This is a genomic window from Citrobacter sp. CRE-46 (genome assembly GCF_059615875.1).
This window is the reverse complement of the sequence record NZ_CM184341.1, coordinates 247,745-268,239: the sequence shown is the minus strand read 5'-3', so window position 1 is coordinate 268,239 and position 20,495 is coordinate 247,745. Positions and strand designations below refer to the sequence as shown.

Below are 20,495 nucleotides of genomic sequence, written 5' to 3'. Positions count from 1 at the left end.
ACAAATCAAAAAAACTCTATATTTCACTTTGCCCGCGCCGCCAAAGTCACTGATAATGCGCCGCGTTCATGTCCTCAAAATGGCGTAACGTCCTATGCTACATTTGTTTGCTGGCCTGGATTTACATACCGGGCTTTTACTATTGCTTGCTCTGGCTTTCGTGCTGTTCTATGAAGCAATTAACGGCTTCCATGACACAGCCAATGCTGTCGCAACCGTGATCTATACCCGTGCAATGCGTTCGCAATTGGCGGTGGTCATGGCTGCGTTGTTCAACTTCTTTGGTGTTTTGCTGGGTGGTCTCAGCGTAGCGTATGCCATCGTGCATATGCTGCCAACGGATCTGCTGCTAAATATGGGATCGTCACATGGCCTCGCCATGGTGTTCTCCATGCTGCTGGCGGCAATTATCTGGAACCTGGGTACCTGGTACTTTGGTTTACCTGCATCCAGCTCCCACACGCTGATTGGCGCGATTATCGGTATTGGTTTAACCAATGCGTTGATGAATGGCACCTCGGTGGTGGACGCACTTAACATCCCGAAAGTGATGGGTATTTTTGCCTCGCTAATCATCTCGCCGATTGTCGGTCTGGTGGTTGCTGGCGGCCTTATATTCATTCTGCGTCGCTACTGGAGTGGTACGAAAAAACGTGCCCGTATCCACCTGACCCCAGCAGAACGTGAAAAGAAAGATGGCAAGAAAAAGCCGCCGTTCTGGACGCGTATCGCACTGATCCTCTCCGCTATCGGCGTGGCGTTTTCTCACGGCGCGAACGATGGCCAGAAAGGCATTGGTCTGGTGATGCTGGTGCTGATTGGCGTAGCGCCTGCAGGCTTCGTGGTGAATATGAATGCTTCCGGTTACGAAATTACCCGTACCCGCGATGCTATCAATAACGTCGAAGTCTTCTTCCAGCAACGCCCAGACCTGCTCAAGCAGGCGACTGGCGTAGACCAGTTGATTCCATCCCCGACGGAAACGGTCACAACGGCCTCGACAGAGTTCCATTGCCATCCGGCGAATACCATCAACGCGCTTGAGCGTGCGAAAGGTATGCTGGCGAATCTGGAAACCTACGACAAGTTAAGCGTTGAACAGCGTGGCCAGCTGCGCCGTATTATGCTGTGTATCTCTGATACCACGGATAAAGTGGTGAAATTGCCTGGCGTAAGCGCTGACGATCAACGTCTGCTGAAAAAACTGAAAGCTGACATGCTGAGCACCATTGAGTACGCGCCTATCTGGATCATTATGGCCGTCGCACTGGCGCTGGGTATTGGTACGATGATTGGCTGGCGTCGCGTCGCCACCACCATTGGTGAGAAAATCGGTAAGAAAGGCATGACCTATGCCCAGGGGATGTCGGCGCAGATGACCGCCGCAGTCTCTATCGGTCTTGCCAGCTACACCGGTATGCCCGTTTCCACCACCCACGTTCTCTCCTCTTCCGTTGCGGGAACGATGGTTGTTGATGGCGGCGGTTTACAGCGTAAGACGGTAACCAGCATTCTGATGGCCTGGGTCTTCACCCTGCCGGCGGCGATTATTCTTTCCGGGGTGCTGTACTGGCTCTCCCTGAAGCTTATCTAAGCGGATGCACGGTAAAAAAGCGGGTCAGGAAACTGACACGCTTTTTTTGTATCTGTCGTTGGTAATCAGTGCCAGATAATCAGCGCAACCATGCTGATTAGCACCAGTCCGCATAACGCGCTGGTAAGAATGAACTGACCGCGAACCCGCTCACAGCGGCGAATAAATTCATCATCATGGTGATCGCGGTAACGCTGAGCGTAGATATACCACACCAGACGCATCTGCTTGTTGGGTTGCCCATGCGAGGTAAAAAATCCCCCACCATCGACATACTGGTAAAGTAATGGATCGCAACCACGAAGTACCACTAACAGTGCGCGTAACGAAGAAAAATAGCGCGCCATATTAACAATGCAAACGACACACAAAGCCCAGAACAACGCAATGGTGCTTATCATATCTCCTCCCCGGCGACCCGCCCACGGAACTCCTTTCCGGGACTACCGCTCCCCGATACCCTACCAATCATTCAGTGAAGAGTGCTACCGAAACCGCTCGTGTTAGTATCACGCATCCGAGCGCCTCTCTAAATAGTGTAGGAGATTAGTTAATTTTTTTGCCAGAAGGTTAATCGCTATCAATGCAATTAACTAAAAAATTTGTTTAACTGCTTGGCAAGCAAGGCGGATTGACGGATTATCCAGGTCGCTATAATGTAAGGATAGTCCTTATATGGTACGTTTTTACGACTGGGCTAGCCCCGCGCATAAGGTTCGCAGGACGCGAATGACGCGGCGGCAGATAAACGCCAGCAGGCTAGTCATCGACAACTTATGGAAGGAGTAACACTATGGCTTATAAACACATTCTTATCGCGGTTGATCTTTCTCCGGAAAGCAAAGTTCTGGTTGAAAAAGCGGTCTCTATGGCGCGGCCTTACAATGCTAAAGTCTCCCTTATCCACGTTGACGTAAACTATTCCGACCTGTACACCGGGCTAATCGACGTGAATCTGGGCGACATGCAGAAACGTATTTCTGAAGAAACCCACCACGCGTTAACCGAGCTGTCCACCAATGCAGGCTACCCTATCACCGAAACCCTGAGCGGTAGCGGCGACCTGGGCCAGGTTCTGGTTGATGCCATCAAAAAATACGACATGGATCTGGTCGTTTGTGGTCACCACCAGGATTTCTGGAGCAAACTGATGTCCTCCGCACGTCAACTGATCAACACCGTCCACGTCGACATGCTGATTGTTCCGTTGCGTGACGACGAAGAAGCATAAAAGCTTGCCGCCGGGAGATAACCCGTCCCGCAGCAAACAGTAAAGCCTGTAAACGCCCGCCCGCGCGGGCGTTTTTGTTTTTATCATCCGGACACAATTAGTACATCAACCCAACAAATAAATCATAATTAGTGTGATCAACTAATTGGATCGAAAACTATCTGTATAATACTCTACCCGCACGGCTAATCGCCGCAGTCTATAACAAAATAAGACTTTTTCGGCGCGTTTAAGTATACGCGTTCATACTTTTCGGGATGGCTTTGAAAGGCGATGGAATATGAATAAAACTGCACCTACGGGCTTGCTGCAGCAACCTCGTCCGTTCTTCATGATCTTCTTTGTGGAATTATGGGAACGATTTGGCTATTACGGCGTTCAGGGCATCCTGGCGGTATTTTTTGTTAAGCAACTCGGTTTTTCTCAGGAACAGGCATTCGTCACCTTTGGTGCTTTTGCCGCGCTGGTCTACGGCCTGATCTCGATCGGCGGCTACGTCGGCGACCACCTGTTAGGGACCAAGCGCACGCTGGTACTCGGTGCGATTGTGCTGGCGATCGGCTACTTCATGACCGGGATGTCGCTGCTCAAGCCCGATCTGATCTTTATTGCTTTGGGTACCATTGCCGTGGGTAACGGGTTATTTAAAGCCAACCCGGCAAGCCTGCTGTCAAAATGCTATCCACCGAAAGACGCCCGACTGGATGGCGCTTTCACCCTGTTTTATATGTCGATTAACATCGGTTCGCTGCTGTCGCTGTCGCTGGCGCCGGTGATTGCCGATAAGTTTGGCTACGCGGTGACCTACAACCTGTGCGGGGCCGGGCTTATCGTCGCGCTGCTAGTCTACTTTGCCTGCCGTGGAATGGTGAAGAATATCGGTTCTGAGCCAGATCATAAGCCGCTGAATTTCCGTAATCTATTCTGCGTGCTGGCCGGTACGGTAGTGACGATATTTATCTGCGCCTGGCTGATGCATAACGTGAAGATTGCCAACCTGGTGCTGATTGTCCTGTCGATTGCCGTGACGATCATCTTCTTCCGCCAGGCCTTCAAACTGGATAAAACCGGGCGTAACAAAATGTTCGTAGCTTTTATCCTGATGCTGGAAGCGGTAGTGTTCTATGTGCTGTACGCACAGATGCCAACGTCACTTAACTTCTTTGCTATCAATAACGTACACCATGAAATTCTTGGTTTCGCCATCAACCCGGTAAGCTTCCAGGCGCTGAACCCGTTCTGGGTGGTAGTGGCAAGCCCGGTACTGGCCGCAATTTATACCCGTCTGGGAAACAAAGGTAAGGACCTGACCATGCCGATGAAGTTTACGCTCGGTATGTTCCTGTGCTCGCTGGGTTTCCTGACCGCCGCCGCTGCCGGGATGTGGTTTGCCGATGCGCAGGGACTGACGTCGCCGTGGTTTATCGTGCTGGTGTATCTGTTCCAGAGTCTGGGTGAACTGCTGATTAGCGCCCTGGGACTGGCGATGGTCGCCGCGCTGGTACCGCAGCACCTGATGGGCTTCATTCTTGGGATGTGGTTCCTGACCCAGGCCGCCGCTTTCCTGATGGGAGGTTATGTCGCGACGTTCACCGCAGTACCGGAAAACATCACCGACCCACTGCAAACGCTGCCTATCTATACCAATGTCTTCAGTAAGATAGGCCTGGTGACGCTGGCGGTAACGGTAGTGATGGCGATTATGGTGCCATGGCTGAACCGAATGATTAATACGCCAGATAGCAGCAAGTAAGCTTATTTTTTAACATTAACCGCGAGTCATATCGCGGTTTTTTTGCCTTTCAAGTCCCACCCTGTAAGAGTATAGTTTGTACAACCAGGTCATCATGGACGGACATGACCATGAACTATATTGAATTTATTGAGACTTCAATCTTCTCACGCCAACGGAAGGCACTGCTCACCGAGGATGAGTACCGGGCATTTCAGGAAATGCTCATTATAAATCCATTGGAGGGAGATTTAATTCAGGGTACAGGCGGTTGCAGGAAGGTCCGCTTCGCACCTGAAAGTACCAACAAAGGCAAAAGTGGTGGGATTCGCAGTATTTACTATTTTCAAAATGGCGAAGGGCGTATCTGGCTTTTCATGGCTTATCCTAAAAGCAGGAAAGACAGCCTGAGCGGCGAGGAAAAAAACGCACTCAAGGCCATCATTCACCAATTGAAAGAGAGCTCGTTATGAATGATTTCTTTAAAGAACTGATGGAATCGGCAAGCGAGGCCGTTGAAATTAGCCAGGGCCGTAAAGCTGCCGCCCAGGTCACCCGGTATGAACTTCCGGACGTCAAAGCCATTCGTAAACAAGCTAAAATGAAGCAGGATGAATTTGCACAGGCGATAGGTGTTTCATCCTCTTTGATCCAGGCATGGGAACAAAAAAGACGTATTCCTACAGGAACCTATCTTAAGGTTCTCCGCGTTATAGAACGCAACCCAGAAATGGTCAATCTTTTCAAAATAGCCTGAGATACCGCCCGATTGCCTCGCGCTATCGGGCATTTTCACTCACTACCCTTTGCGCGCGTCTATCCACTCCTGCACTTCCACCACAAAGGTGTCCGGTGCTTTGCGGTACATTTTGCGCGCCAGGTCCAGAATCGTATGCTGGCCGAGCGCTTCTTCCATTCGCTGCTGCGCCATATCCATCACCGAACGCACACCGCAAATGCCTTCACAGGCCCACTGCGGTGGATGCTCCTCAAATACCGCCAGCCGCTGACGGATCTCGCGGCACTCAAAGATGCGTTTATCGCCGTCAATGGCGTTGGCCACGTCCAGCACGGTGATCTCCTCCGCCGGTTTCGCCAGTTGGAAACCGCCGCCCTTCCCTTCGCTGCTCCGTACCAGCCCGGCCTTCGACAGACGGGTAAAGATTTTGGCCAGATAGTCATACGGTACGCGCTGCAGCTCGGCGATTTCGCGCACGCTCATATCACGTGCGTCGCCTTTGCTGTCCACCATACACATCAGGCTATGGATGCCGTACTCAACCCCGGAACTGTAAAATGCCATGCTCTTATCTCAGCCAAAACGAATCTGAGTATATTGTAGCTTTTTCGCATCACGCATTCCAGATACCGGATAACACCTGCAAATAGATTAAAATTAAAAACTATATTTATCATAAAGATAATAACAAAGTGCCGGACTCAATCCGCGACAGGACTGAAATCTCATTGCAATCTATAACTACGACCAATAAAATCCGAGTAAATAAATCGAAGTCACCAGTGAGATAAGCATCATGCAAAAACAAATTCTGATCGTGGGCGCCGGCTTTGCCGGGATGTGGGCAGCGCTGAGCGCCGCGCGTTTAGCGGATAAAAATCAGCAACATATTGATATCACTGTGATTGCACCGCAGCCCGAGCTGCGCGTGCGTCCACGCTTTTATGAAAATGCCGTTCAAACGTTGGTCGCTCCGCTACAGCCGCTGTTCGAGGTCACTGGCATACACTTTTTACAAGGGCATGTAGAACAGATTCTGCCAGGATCCCGCGAAGTTAGCTGGCAAGATACCAACGGAGAAAACCATCTGCATCGCTATGACCGCCTGGTACTGGCCAGCGGTAGCCACGTTAACCGCGACGCCGTTTCCGGTGCCGCCGAACACGCCTTTGATCTCGACCAACTGGAGAGCGCCGCGGTGCTTGAGCAGCACATTAAAGATCTGGCCTTACAGCCGGAGAGTGAGGCCCGCAATACCGTGGTAGTTTGCGGCGGCGGCTTTACCGGAATTGAGATGGCGCTGGAATTACCCGGCCGTCTGCGCGAAATTTTAGGGGCTGATGCTAAGACCAGAGTAGTCGTAGTTGAACGCAGTGCACAACAGGGCGGACGCTGGAGTCAGGCGCTGCGCGATGTGATTATCGACGCTTCCGCCGAGCTGGGCGTGGAGTGGCTGGTCAACGCGGAAGTAGAGAGCGTCGACGCGGCTGGCGTAACGCTGAAAGATGGGCAGGTTATCGCTTCACAAACGGTGATCTGGACCGTCGGCGTCCAGGCGAGCGACCTGACCGCACAGATTAACGCCCCACGCGATCGTCAGGGACGCCTGCATGTGAACAAGAACCTCCAGGTACTGGGTCATGAGGATATCTACGCCACCGGCGACGTCGCCTATGCGGCTACCGATGACAAAGGCAATCATGCGCTGATGACATGCCAGCACGCCATTCTGCTGGGGAAATTTGCCGGTAATAACGCGGCGGCGAGTCTGCTGAACGTCGCGCCGCTGCCGTATCGTCAGGAGATGTATGTCACCTGTCTGGATCTCGGCGCGTGGGGGGCGGTATACACCGAAGGATGGGATCAGCAGGTGAAACTGACGCGTGAAGAGGCGAAAAAGCTGAAGTTATCGATTGTCAGCGAGCTGATTTACCCGCCGAAGGCGGAGCGCGAAGCGGCGTTTGAGATTGCGGACCCGCTGGCGCCGTTTGTTTAAGCCGTAATGCCGGGTGCGGCAACCGCCTTATCCGGCCTACAAATAATTGAGAATCGTAGGCCCGATAAGCGTAGCGCCATCGGGCAATCCGTTACTCCGTCAGAGGGGTTCCGGCATAAATATCAAACCGATGCCCTTTGGTCACCACCGCGTTAGGCGTGGCCACGTCAGCCAGCGGCGGCGCGTAGTCCGGGCGTTTCACTACCACACGTTTAGTCGCTAGCTGACGCGCCGGTTCCAGCAAGCCGTCAGCGTCGAGATCCGGCCCCACCAGCGACTGAAACACGCGCATCTCTTTCTTTACCAGCGCGCTTTTTTGCTTATGCGGGAACATCGGATCGAGGTACACCACCTGCGGGCGTGGGGTAATATCGGTTAACGCTGTCAGACTCGAGGCATGAATCAGCTGTAAACGTTCCTGAAGCCAGCCGCCAATTTCCGCATCGGCATAGCCGCGCGCCAGGCCGTCATCGAGTAACGCGGCGACCACCGGATTGCGTTCCAGCATCCGCACACGGCAGCCGACGGAGGCCAGCACAAACGCATCGCGCCCCAGCCCGGCAGTGGCATCGACCACGTCCGGCAAATAATCGCCTTTAATGCCGACGGCTTTCGCCACCGCTTCGCCGCGACCGCCACCAAACTTGCGCCGGTGCGCCATTGCCCCGCCGACAAAATCGACGAAGATGCCGCCGAGTTTCGGTTCGTCTCGCTTACGCAATTCCAGATGTTCCGGCGTCATCACCAGCGCCATCAGGCTGTCTTCATCATGCTCCAGCCCCCAGCGGGCGGCCAGAACAGATAAGGCGCCGTCTCCGGCGCCCGTTTCATCCAGTAAACAAATTTTCACGCGAACAATCAGCCCTTGATGCCGTAATGCGCCAGCATGGCGTCGAGCTGAGGTTCGCGGCCACGGAAGCGTTTGAACAGCGTCATCGGCTCTTCCGAACCACCGCGAGTCAGGATGCTATCGAGGAACGACTGACCGGTTTCACGGTTGAAGATGCCCTCTTCTTCAAAGCGGGAAAATGCGTCCGCCGCCAGCACGTCGGCCCACAGGTAACTGTAATAACCCGCTGCGTAGCCGCCAGCAAAAATGTGGCTGAAGGCATGCGGGAAGCGGCCCCAGGTTGGGCCCGGCACCACGGCGACCTGTTTCTTAATTTCGGCCAGCGTCTCAAGGACTTTCGCCCCCTGCTCTGGGTTAAACTCCGCGTGCAGGCGGAAGTCGAACAGGCCGAACTCCAACTGACGCAGAATAAACAGCGCTGCCTGATAGTTTTTCGCCGCCAGCATTTTATCCAGCAGTTCCTTCGGCAGCGGTTCGCCGGTTTCATAATGGCCGGAGATAAACGCCAGCGCTTCCGGCTCCCAGCACCAGTTTTCCATAAACTGGCTTGGCAGTTCGACCGCATCCCACGGCACGCCGTTAATACCGGAAACACCAGCAGTTTCGATGCGGGTCAGCATGTGATGCAGGCCATGACCAAATTCGTGGAACAGGGTGATCACTTCGTCATGGGTAAACAGCGCCGGTTTGCCGTTCACCGGGCGGTTGAAGTTACAGGTCAGATAGGCAACCGGTTTTTGCAGCGTGCCGTCTGATTTACGCATCTGGCCGACGCAGTCGTCCATCCACGCCCCGCCGCGTTTGTGTTCGCGGGCGTACAGGTCGAGGTAGAAGCTGCCGCGCAGTTCATTGCTTTCGTCATACAGTTCGAAGAAGCGCACTTCCGGATTCCACACGTCAACATCGGTACGCTCTTTCGCGGTGATACCGTAAATACGTTTTACCACTTCAAACAGGCCGTTAACGGCTTTGTTTTCCGGGAAGTACGGACGCAGTTGTTCATCGCTGATGCTGTACAGATGCTGTTTTTGTTTCTCGCTGTAGTACGCGATATCCCACGGCTGCAGCTCTTCAACGCCACATTCGGCTTTGGCGAAGGCGCGCAGCTGGGCCAGCTCTTTTTCCCCCTGCGGACGGGCGCGTTTCGCCAGATCGGTCAGGAAGTCGAGCACCTGCTGCGGGTTTTCCGCCATTTTGGTGGCCAGAGATTTAAAGGCGTAGCTTTCGAAGCCCAACAGTTGCGCCAGCTCGTGACGCAGCGCGAGGATCTCTTCCATCACCGGGGTGTTGTCCCACTTGCCCGCGTTCGGCCCCTGATCGGAGGCGCGAGTGGAGTAGGCGCGATACAGCTCTTCACGCAGCGCCTGGTTGTCGCAGTAGGTCATGACCGGCAGGTAGCTTGGGATATCCAGGGTTAACAGGTAGCCTTCCTGCTCTTTGGCTTCGGCCTGCGCTTTCGCTGCCGCCAGGGCGCTTTCCGGCATGCCGGAGAGTTCAGCTTCGTCGGTCACCAGCTTGCTCCAGCCCATGGTGGCGTCGAGCACGTTGTTGCTGTACTGGTTACCCAGCTCGGACAAACGGGTGGCGATTTCACCGTAGCGCTGCTGTTTCTCTTTCGGCAGGCCGATACCGGACAGTTCAAAATCACGCAGCGCGTTATCGACCGCTTTTTTCTGTGCAGTGTTCAGGGTGGCGTAATGGTCGCCATCACGCAGGTCGCGGTACGCTTTGTACAGACCTTCATGTTGCCCAACCCAGGTGCTGTACTCGGAGAGCAGCGGCAGCGTTTGCTCGTAGGCTTCACGCAGTTCCGGGCTGTTTTTCACCGAGTTCAAGTGGCTGACCGGAGAGAAAATACGCCCCAGCACATCGTCCACTTCAGCAAGCGGCTGGCAGAGATTTTCCCAGGTGTACGGCGCGCCCTGCGCAACGACTCGCTCAACGTTTTCGCGACAATCGTTCAGCGCCTTAGTAACGGCAGGCACAACATGTTCGGGCTGAATTTTAGAAAATGGCGGCAGTTCGAAGGGAGTCAGCAATGGATTGGTCATTAGCGCGGTCCTGTTGAAAAGAGTGAATGAAGCGCGTATCCGGCGCTGTGCATATTAATTTGTACAATGGGGTTAAGTGTAGAGGATTTCAATGCTAACCGTGACGGAAAGACGCCCGGTGGCGCTGCGCTTACCGGGCCTGCGGGTAATCTGTGCCGATCTGCTGTAAACTGTGGCAAATCGTCATTTCAGCGGAATTTCATTACCCATGCTCAGTTATCGCCACAGTTATCACGCAGGCAACCACGCCGACGTCCTTAAACACACCGTTCAGAGCCTGATCATTGAATCACTCAAAGAGAAAGAAAAACCGTTTCTCTATCTGGACACCCACGCTGGCGCTGGCCGTTATCAGCTGAGCAGTGAGCATGCCGAACGTACCGGTGAATACCTGGAAGGTATCGCCCGTATCTGGCAGCAGGACGATTTGCCTGCCGAACTTGAACCCTATATTTCCGTGGTGCAGCATTTCAACCGTAGCGGCCAGTTGCGCTACTACCCGGGCTCTCCGTTGATTGCTCGTCAGTTGCTACGCGAACAGGACAGCCTGCAATTAACCGAGCTGCACCCAAGCGACTTTCCTTTGCTGCGCGGCGAATTTCAGAAAGATGAACGCGCACGTGTGGCCAAGGCTGACGGTTATCAACAGCTAAAAGCAAAATTACCGCCGGTTTCCCGCCGCGGGCTGATCCTTATCGATCCGCCATACGAAATCAAAACCGACTACCAGGCGGTAGTGACCGGCATTAATGAAGGCTACAAACGCTTCGCAACGGGCACCTATGCGCTGTGGTATCCGGTGGTCCTGCGCCAGCAAATCAAGCGCATGATCCACGATCTGGAAGACACCGGTATCCGCAAAATTCTGCAAATTGAGCTGGCGGTGCGCCCGGACAGCGATCAGCGCGGCATGACGGCGTCCGGCATGATTGTGATTAACCCGCCGTGGAAGCTTGAGCAGCAGATGAACAATGTCCTGCCGTGGCTACATAGCAAGCTGGTTCCCGCAGGAACCGGACACACTTCCGTAAGCTGGATCGTGCCGGAGTAATCGCAGCCATCGGTGGAACCTTTTAATTTCAGGTATACAATCGCGAATATTTTGGCGGATGGCGTAACGCTTCTCCGCCCTACAATGAACATGAAGGAGCGGTCATGACCAAGCACTATGATTACATCGCTATTGGCGGCGGCAGCGGCGGTATTGCCTCCATTAACCGTGCGGCAATGTACGGCCAGAAATGCGCACTGATTGAAGCCAAAGAGCTAGGCGGCACCTGCGTTAATGTTGGCTGCGTACCGAAGAAAGTGATGTGGCATGCCGCACAAATCCGTGAAGCGATTCATATGTACGGCCCGGATTACGGTTTCGATACCACCATTAATAAGTTCGACTGGGATAAACTGATCGCCAGCCGTACCGCCTATATCGATCGCATTCATACCTCGTACGACAACGTGCTGGGTAAAAATAACGTTGATGTGATTAAAGGCTTTGCCCGCTTCGTTGATGCCAAAACCATTGAAGTGAACGGTGAAACCATTACTGCCGATCATATTTTGATCGCCACCGGCGGGCGCCCGAGCCATCCGAACATTCCAGGCGTGGAATACGGTATCGACTCCGATGGCTTCTTTGAGCTGCCAGCGCTGCCAAAACGTGTAGCCGTTGTTGGCGCAGGTTATATCGCCGTTGAACTGGCGGGCGTGATTAACGGCCTGGGCGCAGAAACTCACCTGTTCGTGCGTAAACACGCGCCGCTGCGCAGCTTCGATCCGATGATCGTCGAGACGCTGGTCGAGGTGATGAACACCGAAGGTCCGACTCTGCATACGCACGCTATTCCGCAAGCGGTCATTAAAAACGCCGACGGCAGTCTGACCCTGCAACTGGAAGATGGCCGTAGCGAAACGGTGGATTGCCTGATATGGGCGATCGGTCGTGAACCAGCCACAGATAACTTTAACCTGGCCGTTACTGGCGTGAAAACCAACGAAAAAGGCTACATCGTCGTTGATAAATACCAGAACACCAGCGTGCCGGGGATTTATGCCGTTGGCGATAACACCGGTGCCGTTGAGCTGACGCCGGTTGCCGTTGCCGCAGGCCGTCGCCTGTCCGAACGTCTGTTTAATAACAAACCGGACGAGCATCTGGACTACAGCAACATTCCGACCGTGGTCTTCAGCCACCCGCCAATTGGCACCGTGGGCTTAACCGAGCAGCAGGCTCGCGAACAGCACGGCGATGACCAGGTGAAAGTGTATAAATCCTCGTTTACCGCGATGTACACTGCCGTGACTTCACACCGCCAGCCGTGCCGCATGAAGCTGGTTTGCGTGGGTCCGGAAGAGAAGATTGTTGGTATTCACGGCATCGGTTTTGGCATGGACGAAATGCTGCAAGGCTTCGCGGTGGCGCTGAAAATGGGCGCGACGAAGAAAGACTTCGATAACACCGTTGCGATTCACCCAACGGCGGCAGAAGAATTCGTCACTATGCGCTAATTGCACAGGTGTAGACGCTATTCACTACACGCTCAAGTCACACCCCTCCGGCAACCGGAGGGTTGTTATGTCACCTCCGCCCGCGCTATTCGGCCAACGCACGCATCTCTTTAATCAGATCAGATTTCCCTTCAAAACCGATGCCCGGCAGTTCTGGCATGACGATATGACCCTCTTCCACCTTCACTGAATCCGGGAAACCGCCGTACGGCTGAAACAGATCCGGGTAACTTTCATTCCCACCGAGGCCAAGACCCGCCGCAATGTTCAGCGACATCTGGTGACCGCCATGCGGTATGCAGCGTGATGGAGACCAGCCAAACTGCGCCAGTACGTCCAGGGTACGCAGATATTCGACCAGACCGTAGGAAAGCGCACAGTCAAATTGCAGGTAGTCGCGATCCGGGCGCATGCCGCCGTAGCGCAGCAGGTTGCGCGCATCCTGATGAGAAAAGAGGTTTTCACCTGTCGCCATCGCGCCTGGGTAAAATTCTGACAGCGCGGCCTGGAGAGAATAATCCAGCGGGTCGCCGGCTTCTTCGTACCAAAACAATGGATAATCCCGTAGCATTTTGGCATAGGCAATACTGGTTTCCAGATCAAAGCGACCATTGGCATCGACGGCAAGACGCGCTTCGTCGCCAATTTCAGTCAATACCGCTTCGATACGGCGACGGTCCTCTTCCAACGATGCGCCGCCGATTTTCATTTTAACTACGTTGTAGCCGCGGTTCAGGTAGCCTCGCATTTCCTGACGCAGCGCGCTCAGGTCTTTACCCGGATAATAGTAACCCCCCGCCGCGTAGACAAAGACGCGTGGATTCGCCTCAACGCCCTTCATCTCAGCCAGCAGACGGAACAACGGCTTGTTGGCAATTTTGGCAACGGCATCCCAGATAGCCATATCCAGCGTACCAACAGCCACCGAGCGCTCACCATGGCCCCCCGGCTTTTCATTACTCATCATGACGTCCCAGATTTTATGCGGATCCAGGTTATCGCCTTCGGCATTCAGCAGACTTTCCGGGTCAGCGTCCAGAATGCGGTTACGGAAGCGTTCGCGGATCAATCCCCCCTGGCCGTAACGACCATTAGAGTTAAATCCGTATCCCACCACGCGACGACCCTCTATCTCAACGTCAGTCACAACGGCCACCAGACTGGTCGTCATCTTGCTGAAATCGATATAGGCGTTACGAATAGGGGAAGCGATGGGTTTGGTAATTTCTACAACATCGAGGATACGCATGTTTTCTCCGGCGGGTTCTTAGTCAGTTATGCTCGCACTTACACGCCTGTAAAAAGTGATAACTCATGCCGGTTTATTATTGGCATAATGTATCCAGGCAGCATTTAAGGACGCCATCGTCCTGTATTTCTCCATCTTAAGCAGTGCTCATTTACTGATCTAATGCCAAAGAGGCTGGCTGTAATGCAAAATCGGCATCACCTGGAACTCACCTGGCTTGAAGACTGCGTTGCGCTGGCGCAGTCACTCAATTTCTCTCGCGCAGCCGCTTCCCGATATGTGACGCAGCCCGCATTCAGTCGGCGCATTGTCTCGCTGGAAGAGTGGCTGGGAACGCCGATTTTTGAGCGTAACCGCCGTGGCGTTAGCCTGACTCGAGCGGGGGAAGTTTTCGTCGCTCAAGTGCCCGAACTGATCCGGGCGCTATATACCCTGAGAAATGAAACCATTGAAGCGGCGGGAAATACACGACCGGATGTTATTTTCTCCGCAACGCACTCCCTGTCGTTCTCATTTTTTCCGGCGCTGATGCGTAATAACGAAAAAATCGCCCGTTTCGGCTCATTTCGCCTGCTGTCAGACACGCTCAGCGCCTGTGAAAGGATGATTGAAAATGGGGATGCGCAGTTTCTGCTGTGTTATTACCACCCTCACATGCACATCAATCTTGATCAGACGAAATATCTCAGCGTTCGCCTTGGACAAGAAACGTTATTACCCTACTCCAAATGTGATCCCGGCTCTCATCAGCCGCTCTGGCAGGCTACGGGGGGCAAAAAATTTCCGTTCCTCTCCTTCTCTGCAGAATCCGGTCTGGGGAGGATCCTCTCGAACACGTCACCGGTGAATCATGCCCGACGCGGTATGGACATCGCCTTCACCGCCGATCTGGCCGCCACGCTGCTGGCGATGGTTAAAGCCGGGGACGGCATTGCCTGGCTGCCGGAAAGTCTGGCGGCTCCGGATGTTCAGGCCGGGACGATTGCCGCGGCGGCCCCACAGAAGAGCGGATTATGGATACCCATTGATATCCGACTGTTTCGGCCTGCGGGCAGAATGTCCAGAGCGGTAGAAGAATTGTGGGAAATATTCGTGGGCGAGCAGAGGTAACAAAATATCCGGATGGGAGGAAACGCGCCCATTTTGCATACAAACGAGCGCGTTAAACAACCGATCTTAGTAGGTATTAAAATAATGCTGAATGAGCTCAGGATTTTTCGTTTTTGTCAGGGCTGTCATCAGCAAAACCCGGGCTTTCGCAGGATTTAATGAATCAGACACCAATCCCGGCTGCCCTTTATCCTGTGGAACAATGCCGTTACCCGTACGGGATGCACGCACCACAATGATTCCCGCTTTCTCTGCTTTTTTAATTCCAGCTTCACTTCTGACAGAAACCGACCCGGCACCGGTTCCGGCATAGACAATCCCATCTACATGATGCGCAATTGCAGCATCATACATATATTCAGGATCGTCCTGGTAACCATAAATAATCGCTACCTGCGGCAGCTTTTTAAGATTTCTTACATCAAAAACGGAACGCAGGGTATGCGTCTTTTCAATGCGAGTTTCAAACTCTGGTTTGCCATTGACGATAACCCCTAAATACCCTTGCTCAGGGGCTTTGAAGGTATCCAGCGTGGTCGCGTTTGTCTTGGTCACAAACCTTGCAGAACCTATGCGATCATTTAAAACCACCATAACCCCCCGACCCCTTGCATTCGGATCGGCGGCCACCGTGACCGCTTCCAGCAGATTCATTGCACCGTCTGCGCTAATGGCCGTCGCGGGTCTCATCGCCGCAGTGAACACCACGGGTTTATCGCTCTTAACCGTCAGATTGAGAAAGTAGGCCGTTTCATCAAGCGTGTCGGTTCCGTGGGTAATAACGATACCGTCAACGTCATCACGCGCGAGCAGCGCATTCACCTGCTGAGATAGCTTTAAAATAATGTCACTGGTCATGTTTTCGCTGCCGATATTAGATATTTGCTGACCATCAACACTGGCAATCTTATTAATTTCAGGCACCGCTTTAATTAATGTCTGAACACCTATTTCACCAGATTTATATCCCGATGTTTGGGTGTTACTTTCAGCGGTACCAGCGATGGTTCCTCCCGTCGCCAGAATTATTATGTGAGGTTGCGTTATCGCACTAAAAACGTTTGAACTGATAAATAACATCGCCGCCGCGATGAATATTTTAATATTCATTTTCATCCTCTGAATTTAATTAATTAGGGATACAGGAAATGCTTCAAAAAAATCAAGCCAGGATTATTTTCCCGATAATAAGGCCAACGACGACAGCAACAATAACATTCACTAAACCAGGCCGCATAAAACTATGGTTAAATACATATTTGCCTATGCGCGTAGTTCCCGTGTCATCAAAAGCAAGCGCAGCCAGACATTGACCCGCCACCGGAATGAAGAAATATCCATTCACCGCAGGCCATGCACCAATGAGCGCATATGCAGGTAAGCCTAATGCCAGCCCCAACGGTAGAAGAATGAGCGTTGTTGCCGCCTGGCTACTGACCATCGCAGAGACAAAAAACATCATGATGGCAATTAACCAGGTATGTTGCTGTAATAGCGTCTGAACCTCTGCCTTAATCAGATCAATATGCCCATTGACGAAGGTTTCGCTCATCCAGGCAAGGCCAAAGGCGCAGACAATCGCCAGTGCCCCCGCGCGAAACACAGTCCCGCTGATAATTTGGTCCACCGGAGGTCGGCATATCAAGACTATCAGACAGGCAAAAGAGAGCATTGTTATCTGGATCGCTGCCGACATCGATAACGGTTGCAGCCCTTTTGCCGTTTCCACTACCGGTCGTAATTGAGGAATAATCCCTAAGAGCACAATCACCACGGCACTCATCAAAAACAGTACGACAGAGAGCTTAGCGCGAAAGGTAACTTCAGTTTTATCGTGTTGTTTCTGAGCAGGCTTTATTAAACCCTCCGCAAGCCTGCGTTGATACTCTGGGTCATCTTTTAGCTCTTTGCCTTTATTAAAGGTCGCTAAGGCCCCCATCGCGACACCCACTAACGTAGCGGGAACACAGATCATCATAATTGTAGAAATGGATATCCCTAATGGGGCCATTAAACCAATCATTGCCGCCATCGCCGCCGATATTGGACTGGCTGTGATAGCCTGCTGCGATGCAATAACAGAAATGGATAATGGCCGCTCAGGACGGATCCCCGAATCACGAGCGACTTCAGAAATAACCGGTAATAAACTATAAACAACATGCCCCGTTCCGGACATAAAAGTGAAGATATAGCAAATAAAAGGCGCCAGCAGCGTAATATAACGAGGATGACGGCGCAGAATTTTCTCTGCCAGTTTAACCAGTAAATCCAGACCACCGGCGGCTTGTAATGACGAGGCAGCTAAAACAACCGAAAGAATAATAAGAATAACGTCAATCGGTGGCGTTGATGGGGTCAGGCCAAAAACAAATACCATGACGCCAACACCGAGTCCACCGACCATGCCTAAAAACACACCGCCAATCCTGGCGCCAACCATTAAGGCTAAAAGAATAAAACACAATTCCGTCCAAAACATACTTCCTCCTGGCTTATCTGGAGTGAATGTTGGGTTACATGAGTGGAACAGCGTTAACAGGGTTAATACGGTTTACCAAAACCGAATGCACCGTAATCAGACAAAACATTCGCTGCAGATTTACCACCAGCCTGCATGGCGCACAGCACCCTTTCTCGATCGGGCTCAGCTGTACCTGATTGGATAATGGAGAGCATAAATCCGGTTAAAAACGCATCACCTGCCCCCAGGGTATCTACTGGCTCAATATATTTCGGCGTCCAGTCAAGAAAACCACCAGCGGAAAAATAATAAACACGTTCATGCCCGCAGGTTGCAATAATATGTCGACAACCGTATTGGTAAAGCTTATTTATTTTTTCTTTGGTTTCATCTGGTGAGATGCCACTACAGGAAATGAAGCCATAATCTACCCATGGGCATACTCTTGCGAAATAATCATCGGTGCCACGTCCAGAAAAATCGAATGATATCATGATATTTTTCTGTTTTATTTTTTCCAGCTCACTTTCCAGATAACCATTAATACTGGTGTGAACTAAGTCAAAACTGGCTATGTATCGCAGATCATCCACCGTCAGCATGAAGGGATGTTCGCGTAAAACACCATTTTTATTACTGGTGACAAACTCACGATCGCCATTATTGAGGCGAATACAGGCGTAACCGTTCTCCCCCTCATAATGCCGACTATGGGTAATATCTATCTGTAACTTATGCAATACATCTTGTATATGTTTTGCCGCGTCATCATTCCCAAACGCCCCCATGAAGGCGCTTGAAGCACCGGCTTGCTTTGCGTAGACAGAAAAATTTAAGGCATTGCCACCTGGATACATCATTCCAGAATGAAGGTATTTATCGACGACATTGTCACCTATACCTATTACGCGAATACTCATAATAATACCCTGCTCTATAAAATCTTAAAAAGCGTCCCTGCTTTTACCTTAATCCTTTAGTAATCAGTATGCTACTTTCCACATATAGCGACGTGTAGTGAGCGGATGCTGGCGAGCTTCAGCAAGCGCTCGGTTGTAAACAGGGTAAACATTATTGAAAAGAGAATGGTTAAAGTAATCAATAACCGTAGTTTTGATAGTCGACAACCCTAACTCTTTCGCGTCTATCACTTCAATTCGCTGACCATATTTTTTCAGAAAATCTAATGCACGCTCATCGACCGGGCGGGTACTACCTTCAGAAAGCTGTACGAAAAATGGTGTATTAGCATCCGTAATTTCGAACGGTCCGTGGAAGAATTCACCGCTGTGAATACAGGCTGAATGAATCCACTGCATTTCCATAAATATGCAGATACTTTGTAAATATGACGCGCCATAGCCCGCCCCACTGGCAACAGTATAAATAACTTTATCGTCTTTATATTCTTGAGCAAATGCTTGTGCCCGTTCAGCCACATGCTCGCAAGCACGATATACAATACGGTTAATTTTACTGACGCCATCCAGGAAATCGTCATAGTGAACATAGCCTTCTGTTTGCTGAAGAAGCTCTACCGCGGTAAGCAAACATTGTATCGTCTTCTCTTCAGCGACATCTTTTCCCTCGCCAAAGGTATAGGTCTCAACATAATCACAATGCGCAACCAAAGGTGAATCCATAACCCAGGTAAGCCCAATAACGGTCGCGCCATGCAGGCGTGCAATTTCTGCCGCCTTCGTGGTTTCAGGGGTATTGCCTTTATGCGAAGCAACAACAACGACGGCATTTTCACCCAGCGCAACAGGCGGGTTACTGATAAATTCCCCACTGTTGTAAAGGCCCACGCTCAGCGTTTTTGACTCTTTTTCTAAGAATGCTTTTGCCGGGTAGAACGCGGCATAAGACCCACCACAGGCAACATAGTAAACATGTTTAGTCCCCCCTTTTTCCGCCTGGCTGGCCACAATATCGTTCACAATTTCTTTAATGCTCATTATGGTTCCCTCTGGTTCAATCAATCATACAGGCGGATATCGCCTACAAAATGACTCTTAATGTATTGGTATTTTTATAATACATTTAAAGACATTTGATCAACGTAAGAACCATAAAAAATCGGGATCCGCGACACGGATCCCGATTTTAGCCAGTATCAAAGATGTAAGAGGAGGACCTATACGGTGAATCGAATCTTGTCGCCAACGATCAACTGACGGGACACACAAGATAATTCTCCTTTGTTATCAATCATTTCACTCTTAATTAAAATCAGAGGATAATTTTCACTCACCCCAAGATAGTGAGCAACCTCAAAGCTTGCATACACTAGCTCAATCATTTTGCGCGAATGGGTAAACCACAGCCCATATTTTTCACGTAAGCAAGCGTATAACGAATGATTATTGAGGTCCTCTTGCAGCAGAAAGGCAAAACGAGGAGGTAACTGGATGGTTTCCAGCGAAACGGGAATATCGTCAGCATAACGAATACGTTCAATGACTACCGCTTTCTCTTTTTCAGCCATTCCCAGCGAGGCGCTGGTCTCGTTATCCACCGATTCAAAAACCGATTTGATAGTCCGGGAGCCGGGCCGCCGCCCCTGGGACTGACACAACTCGCTAAAGCTCATAATCCCGGTCATGCTGCGCTGAAACTTTTCATTGCTGACAAACGTTCCCTTGCCAGAAACACGCGTCAGAAGATTTTCACGCGTTAGAGCATCCAGAGCTTTACGCACCGTTACACGACTAACCTGCCACTGGCTACTGAGTTCATTTTCTGTGGGGATCTGCTGACCGGGCTTGTATTCACCGCGCAAAATCGCCTCTTTCAAGGATGCCTCAAGCTGTTTATAGAGAGGTTTTGCGCTATTGCTGTCAGGTTGCTCCATCATTTGTATCCGTTTGTATTATTAGAATACCATGACATGTATTATAACTATTTACCTGACATTTGCTGGCATAAAAAAAGAAAATCGGCCACAAAATCAATCTGGTGGCCGATTTAT

19 protein-coding genes are annotated in these 20,495 nt (G+C 51.6%); 9 read left to right on the top strand and 10 right to left on the bottom strand.

The annotated features are described in order from the left end of the window. Nucleotides 1-94: 94 nt before the first annotated feature. Nucleotides 95-1,594, top strand: coding sequence for an inorganic phosphate transporter PitA (pitA, locus tag AC534G_RS01260; RefSeq protein ID WP_038635082.1), 1,500 nt, complete (start codon nucleotides 95-97; stop codon nucleotides 1,592-1,594). Between the two features lie 65 nt (nucleotides 1,595-1,659). On the opposite strand, the gene uspB is transcribed toward pitA, so the two are convergent. Continuing rightward, the gene (gene uspB / locus AC534G_RS01255) at nucleotides 1,660-1,995 is read right to left on the bottom strand and encodes a universal stress protein UspB (protein WP_003023371.1); all 336 of its coding nucleotides are present in this window, start codon (nucleotides 1,993-1,995) and stop codon (nucleotides 1,660-1,662) included. A 392-nt stretch (nucleotides 1,996-2,387) separates the two neighbouring features. On the opposite strand from uspB, the gene uspA reads away from it, so the two are divergent. The 4 genes from uspA (at nucleotide 2,388) to nadS (ending at nucleotide 5,314) form a co-directional block, all read left to right on the top strand. Further along, nucleotides 2,388-2,825 carry a universal stress protein UspA gene (uspA, locus tag AC534G_RS01250; RefSeq protein ID WP_003023368.1) on the top strand — a complete coding sequence of 146 codons (438 nt, stop codon included), beginning with the start codon at nucleotides 2,388-2,390 and terminating at the stop codon, nucleotides 2,823-2,825. A 280-nt stretch (nucleotides 2,826-3,105) separates the two neighbouring features. Beyond that, entirely contained in the window at nucleotides 3,106-4,578 is a 1,473-nt protein-coding gene (dtpB, locus tag AC534G_RS01245; RefSeq protein WP_087857169.1) for a dipeptide/tripeptide permease DtpB, read from the top strand. Nucleotides 4,579-4,688: 110 nt separating this feature from the next. Continuing rightward, nucleotides 4,689-5,030 (top strand): type II toxin-antitoxin system RelE/ParE family toxin, encoded by a 342-nt coding sequence (locus AC534G_RS01240; RefSeq protein ID WP_239509318.1) that lies wholly within the window; start codon nucleotides 4,689-4,691, stop codon nucleotides 5,028-5,030. Further along, entirely contained in the window at nucleotides 5,027-5,314 is a 288-nt protein-coding gene (nadS, locus tag AC534G_RS01235; protein ID WP_087050783.1) for a NadS family protein, read from the top strand. Before AC534G_RS01240 ends, nadS begins: the two co-directional genes overlap by 4 nt. A gap of 42 nt (nucleotides 5,315-5,356) precedes the next feature. On the opposite strand, the gene AC534G_RS01230 is transcribed toward nadS, so the two are convergent. Continuing rightward, entirely contained in the window at nucleotides 5,357-5,860 is a 504-nt protein-coding gene (locus AC534G_RS01230; protein WP_087857171.1) for an RrF2 family transcriptional regulator, read from the bottom strand. A 232-nt stretch (nucleotides 5,861-6,092) separates the two neighbouring features. Here AC534G_RS01230 and AC534G_RS01225 point away from each other — a divergent pair, with 232 nt between their 5' ends. Then, nucleotides 6,093-7,292 carry an NAD(P)/FAD-dependent oxidoreductase gene (locus AC534G_RS01225; RefSeq protein ID WP_110496581.1) on the top strand — a complete coding sequence of 400 codons (1,200 nt, stop codon included), beginning with the start codon at nucleotides 6,093-6,095 and terminating at the stop codon, nucleotides 7,290-7,292. Nucleotides 7,293-7,383: 91 nt separating this feature from the next. On the opposite strand, the gene rsmJ is transcribed toward AC534G_RS01225, so the two are convergent. Together rsmJ and prlC are read right to left on the bottom strand one after the other, a co-directional pair. Beyond that, the gene (gene rsmJ / locus AC534G_RS01220; protein WP_110496579.1) at nucleotides 7,384-8,142 is read right to left on the bottom strand and encodes a 16S rRNA (guanine(1516)-N(2))-methyltransferase RsmJ; all 759 of its coding nucleotides are present in this window, start codon (nucleotides 8,140-8,142) and stop codon (nucleotides 7,384-7,386) included. An 8-nt stretch (nucleotides 8,143-8,150) separates the two neighbouring features. Continuing rightward, a complete protein-coding gene (gene prlC, locus AC534G_RS01215; RefSeq protein WP_110496577.1) occupies nucleotides 8,151-10,193 on the bottom strand; it encodes an oligopeptidase A in 2,043 nt (680 codons plus the stop codon). 208 nt (nucleotides 10,194-10,401) lie between these two features. Here prlC and AC534G_RS01210 point away from each other — a divergent pair, with 208 nt between their 5' ends. Both AC534G_RS01210 and gorA read left to right on the top strand, forming a co-directional pair. Next, the gene (locus AC534G_RS01210) at nucleotides 10,402-11,244 is read left to right on the top strand and encodes a 23S rRNA (adenine(2030)-N(6))-methyltransferase RlmJ (RefSeq protein WP_038635089.1); all 843 of its coding nucleotides are present in this window, start codon (nucleotides 10,402-10,404) and stop codon (nucleotides 11,242-11,244) included. A 104-nt stretch (nucleotides 11,245-11,348) separates the two neighbouring features. Continuing rightward, nucleotides 11,349-12,701, top strand: coding sequence for a glutathione-disulfide reductase (gene gorA / locus AC534G_RS01205; RefSeq protein WP_110496575.1), 1,353 nt, complete (start codon nucleotides 11,349-11,351; stop codon nucleotides 12,699-12,701). Between the two features lie 85 nt (nucleotides 12,702-12,786). Here the strand turns inward: gorA and AC534G_RS01200 are convergent, their stop codons facing one another. Continuing rightward, nucleotides 12,787-13,950: a mandelate racemase/muconate lactonizing enzyme family protein gene (locus AC534G_RS01200; RefSeq protein WP_085049058.1), complete on the bottom strand. Its 1,164-nt coding sequence runs from the start codon at nucleotides 13,948-13,950 to the stop codon at nucleotides 12,787-12,789. A gap of 183 nt (nucleotides 13,951-14,133) precedes the next feature. Between AC534G_RS01200 and AC534G_RS01195 the strand changes: the two genes are divergently transcribed. After that, complete coding sequence (locus AC534G_RS01195; protein ID WP_087857175.1) at nucleotides 14,134-15,060, top strand: LysR family transcriptional regulator; 927 nt, start codon at nucleotides 14,134-14,136, stop codon at nucleotides 15,058-15,060. 66 nt (nucleotides 15,061-15,126) lie between these two features. Here AC534G_RS01195 and fraE read toward each other — a convergent pair whose 3' ends face one another. From fraE to AC534G_RS01170, 5 genes are all read right to left on the bottom strand, one after another. After that, nucleotides 15,127-16,170 carry a fructose-asparagine asparaginase gene (fraE, locus tag AC534G_RS01190; protein WP_110496573.1) on the bottom strand — a complete coding sequence of 348 codons (1,044 nt, stop codon included), beginning with the start codon at nucleotides 16,168-16,170 and terminating at the stop codon, nucleotides 15,127-15,129. Between the two features lie 52 nt (nucleotides 16,171-16,222). Beyond that, nucleotides 16,223-17,542 (bottom strand): anaerobic C4-dicarboxylate transporter family protein, encoded by a 1,320-nt coding sequence (locus AC534G_RS01185; protein ID WP_038635104.1) that lies wholly within the window; start codon nucleotides 17,540-17,542, stop codon nucleotides 16,223-16,225. Nucleotides 17,543-17,604: 62 nt separating this feature from the next. Further along, nucleotides 17,605-18,444, bottom strand: a complete 840-nt coding sequence (locus AC534G_RS01180; RefSeq protein ID WP_038635106.1) for a fructoselysine 6-kinase — start codon at nucleotides 18,442-18,444, stop codon at nucleotides 17,605-17,607. A gap of 63 nt (nucleotides 18,445-18,507) precedes the next feature. Then, a complete protein-coding gene (gene fraB / locus AC534G_RS01175; protein WP_087857266.1) occupies nucleotides 18,508-19,485 on the bottom strand; it encodes a 6-phosphofructose-aspartate deglycase in 978 nt (325 codons plus the stop codon). A 176-nt stretch (nucleotides 19,486-19,661) separates the two neighbouring features. Beyond that, entirely contained in the window at nucleotides 19,662-20,381 is a 720-nt protein-coding gene (locus AC534G_RS01170) for a GntR family transcriptional regulator (RefSeq protein ID WP_087857176.1), read from the bottom strand. Between the last annotated feature and the right edge of the window lie 114 nt (nucleotides 20,382-20,495).

Bases quoted from the DNA above. Each gene is read 5' to 3' on its own strand.
- pitA (WP_038635082.1), top strand. From the start codon at position 95: ATGCTACATTTGTTTGCTGGCCTGGATTTACATACCGGGCTTTTACTA.
- uspB (WP_003023371.1), bottom strand. From the start codon at position 1,995: ATGATAAGCACCATTGCGTTGTTCTGGGCTTTGTGTGTCGTTTGCATT.
- uspA (WP_003023368.1), top strand. From the start codon at position 2,388: ATGGCTTATAAACACATTCTTATCGCGGTTGATCTTTCTCCGGAAAGC.
- dtpB (WP_087857169.1), top strand. From the start codon at position 3,106: ATGAATAAAACTGCACCTACGGGCTTGCTGCAGCAACCTCGTCCGTTC.
- AC534G_RS01240 (WP_239509318.1), top strand. From the start codon at position 4,689: ATGAACTATATTGAATTTATTGAGACTTCAATCTTCTCACGCCAACGG.
- nadS (WP_087050783.1), top strand. From the start codon at position 5,027: ATGAATGATTTCTTTAAAGAACTGATGGAATCGGCAAGCGAGGCCGTT.
- AC534G_RS01230 (WP_087857171.1), bottom strand. From the start codon at position 5,860: ATGGCATTTTACAGTTCCGGGGTTGAGTACGGCATCCATAGCCTGATG.
- AC534G_RS01225 (WP_110496581.1), top strand. From the start codon at position 6,093: ATGCAAAAACAAATTCTGATCGTGGGCGCCGGCTTTGCCGGGATGTGG.
- prlC (WP_110496577.1), bottom strand. From the start codon at position 10,193: ATGACCAATCCATTGCTGACTCCCTTCGAACTGCCGCCATTTTCTAAA.
- AC534G_RS01210 (WP_038635089.1), top strand. From the start codon at position 10,402: ATGCTCAGTTATCGCCACAGTTATCACGCAGGCAACCACGCCGACGTC.
- gorA (WP_110496575.1), top strand. From the start codon at position 11,349: ATGACCAAGCACTATGATTACATCGCTATTGGCGGCGGCAGCGGCGGT.
- AC534G_RS01200 (WP_085049058.1), bottom strand. From the start codon at position 13,950: ATGCGTATCCTCGATGTTGTAGAAATTACCAAACCCATCGCTTCCCCT.
- AC534G_RS01195 (WP_087857175.1), top strand. From the start codon at position 14,134: ATGCAAAATCGGCATCACCTGGAACTCACCTGGCTTGAAGACTGCGTT.
- fraE (WP_110496573.1), bottom strand. From the start codon at position 16,170: ATGAATATTAAAATATTCATCGCGGCGGCGATGTTATTTATCAGTTCA.
- AC534G_RS01185 (WP_038635104.1), bottom strand. From the start codon at position 17,542: ATGTTTTGGACGGAATTGTGTTTTATTCTTTTAGCCTTAATGGTTGGC.
- AC534G_RS01180 (WP_038635106.1), bottom strand. From the start codon at position 18,444: ATGAGTATTCGCGTAATAGGTATAGGTGACAATGTCGTCGATAAATAC.
- AC534G_RS01170 (WP_087857176.1), bottom strand. From the start codon at position 20,381: ATGATGGAGCAACCTGACAGCAATAGCGCAAAACCTCTCTATAAACAG.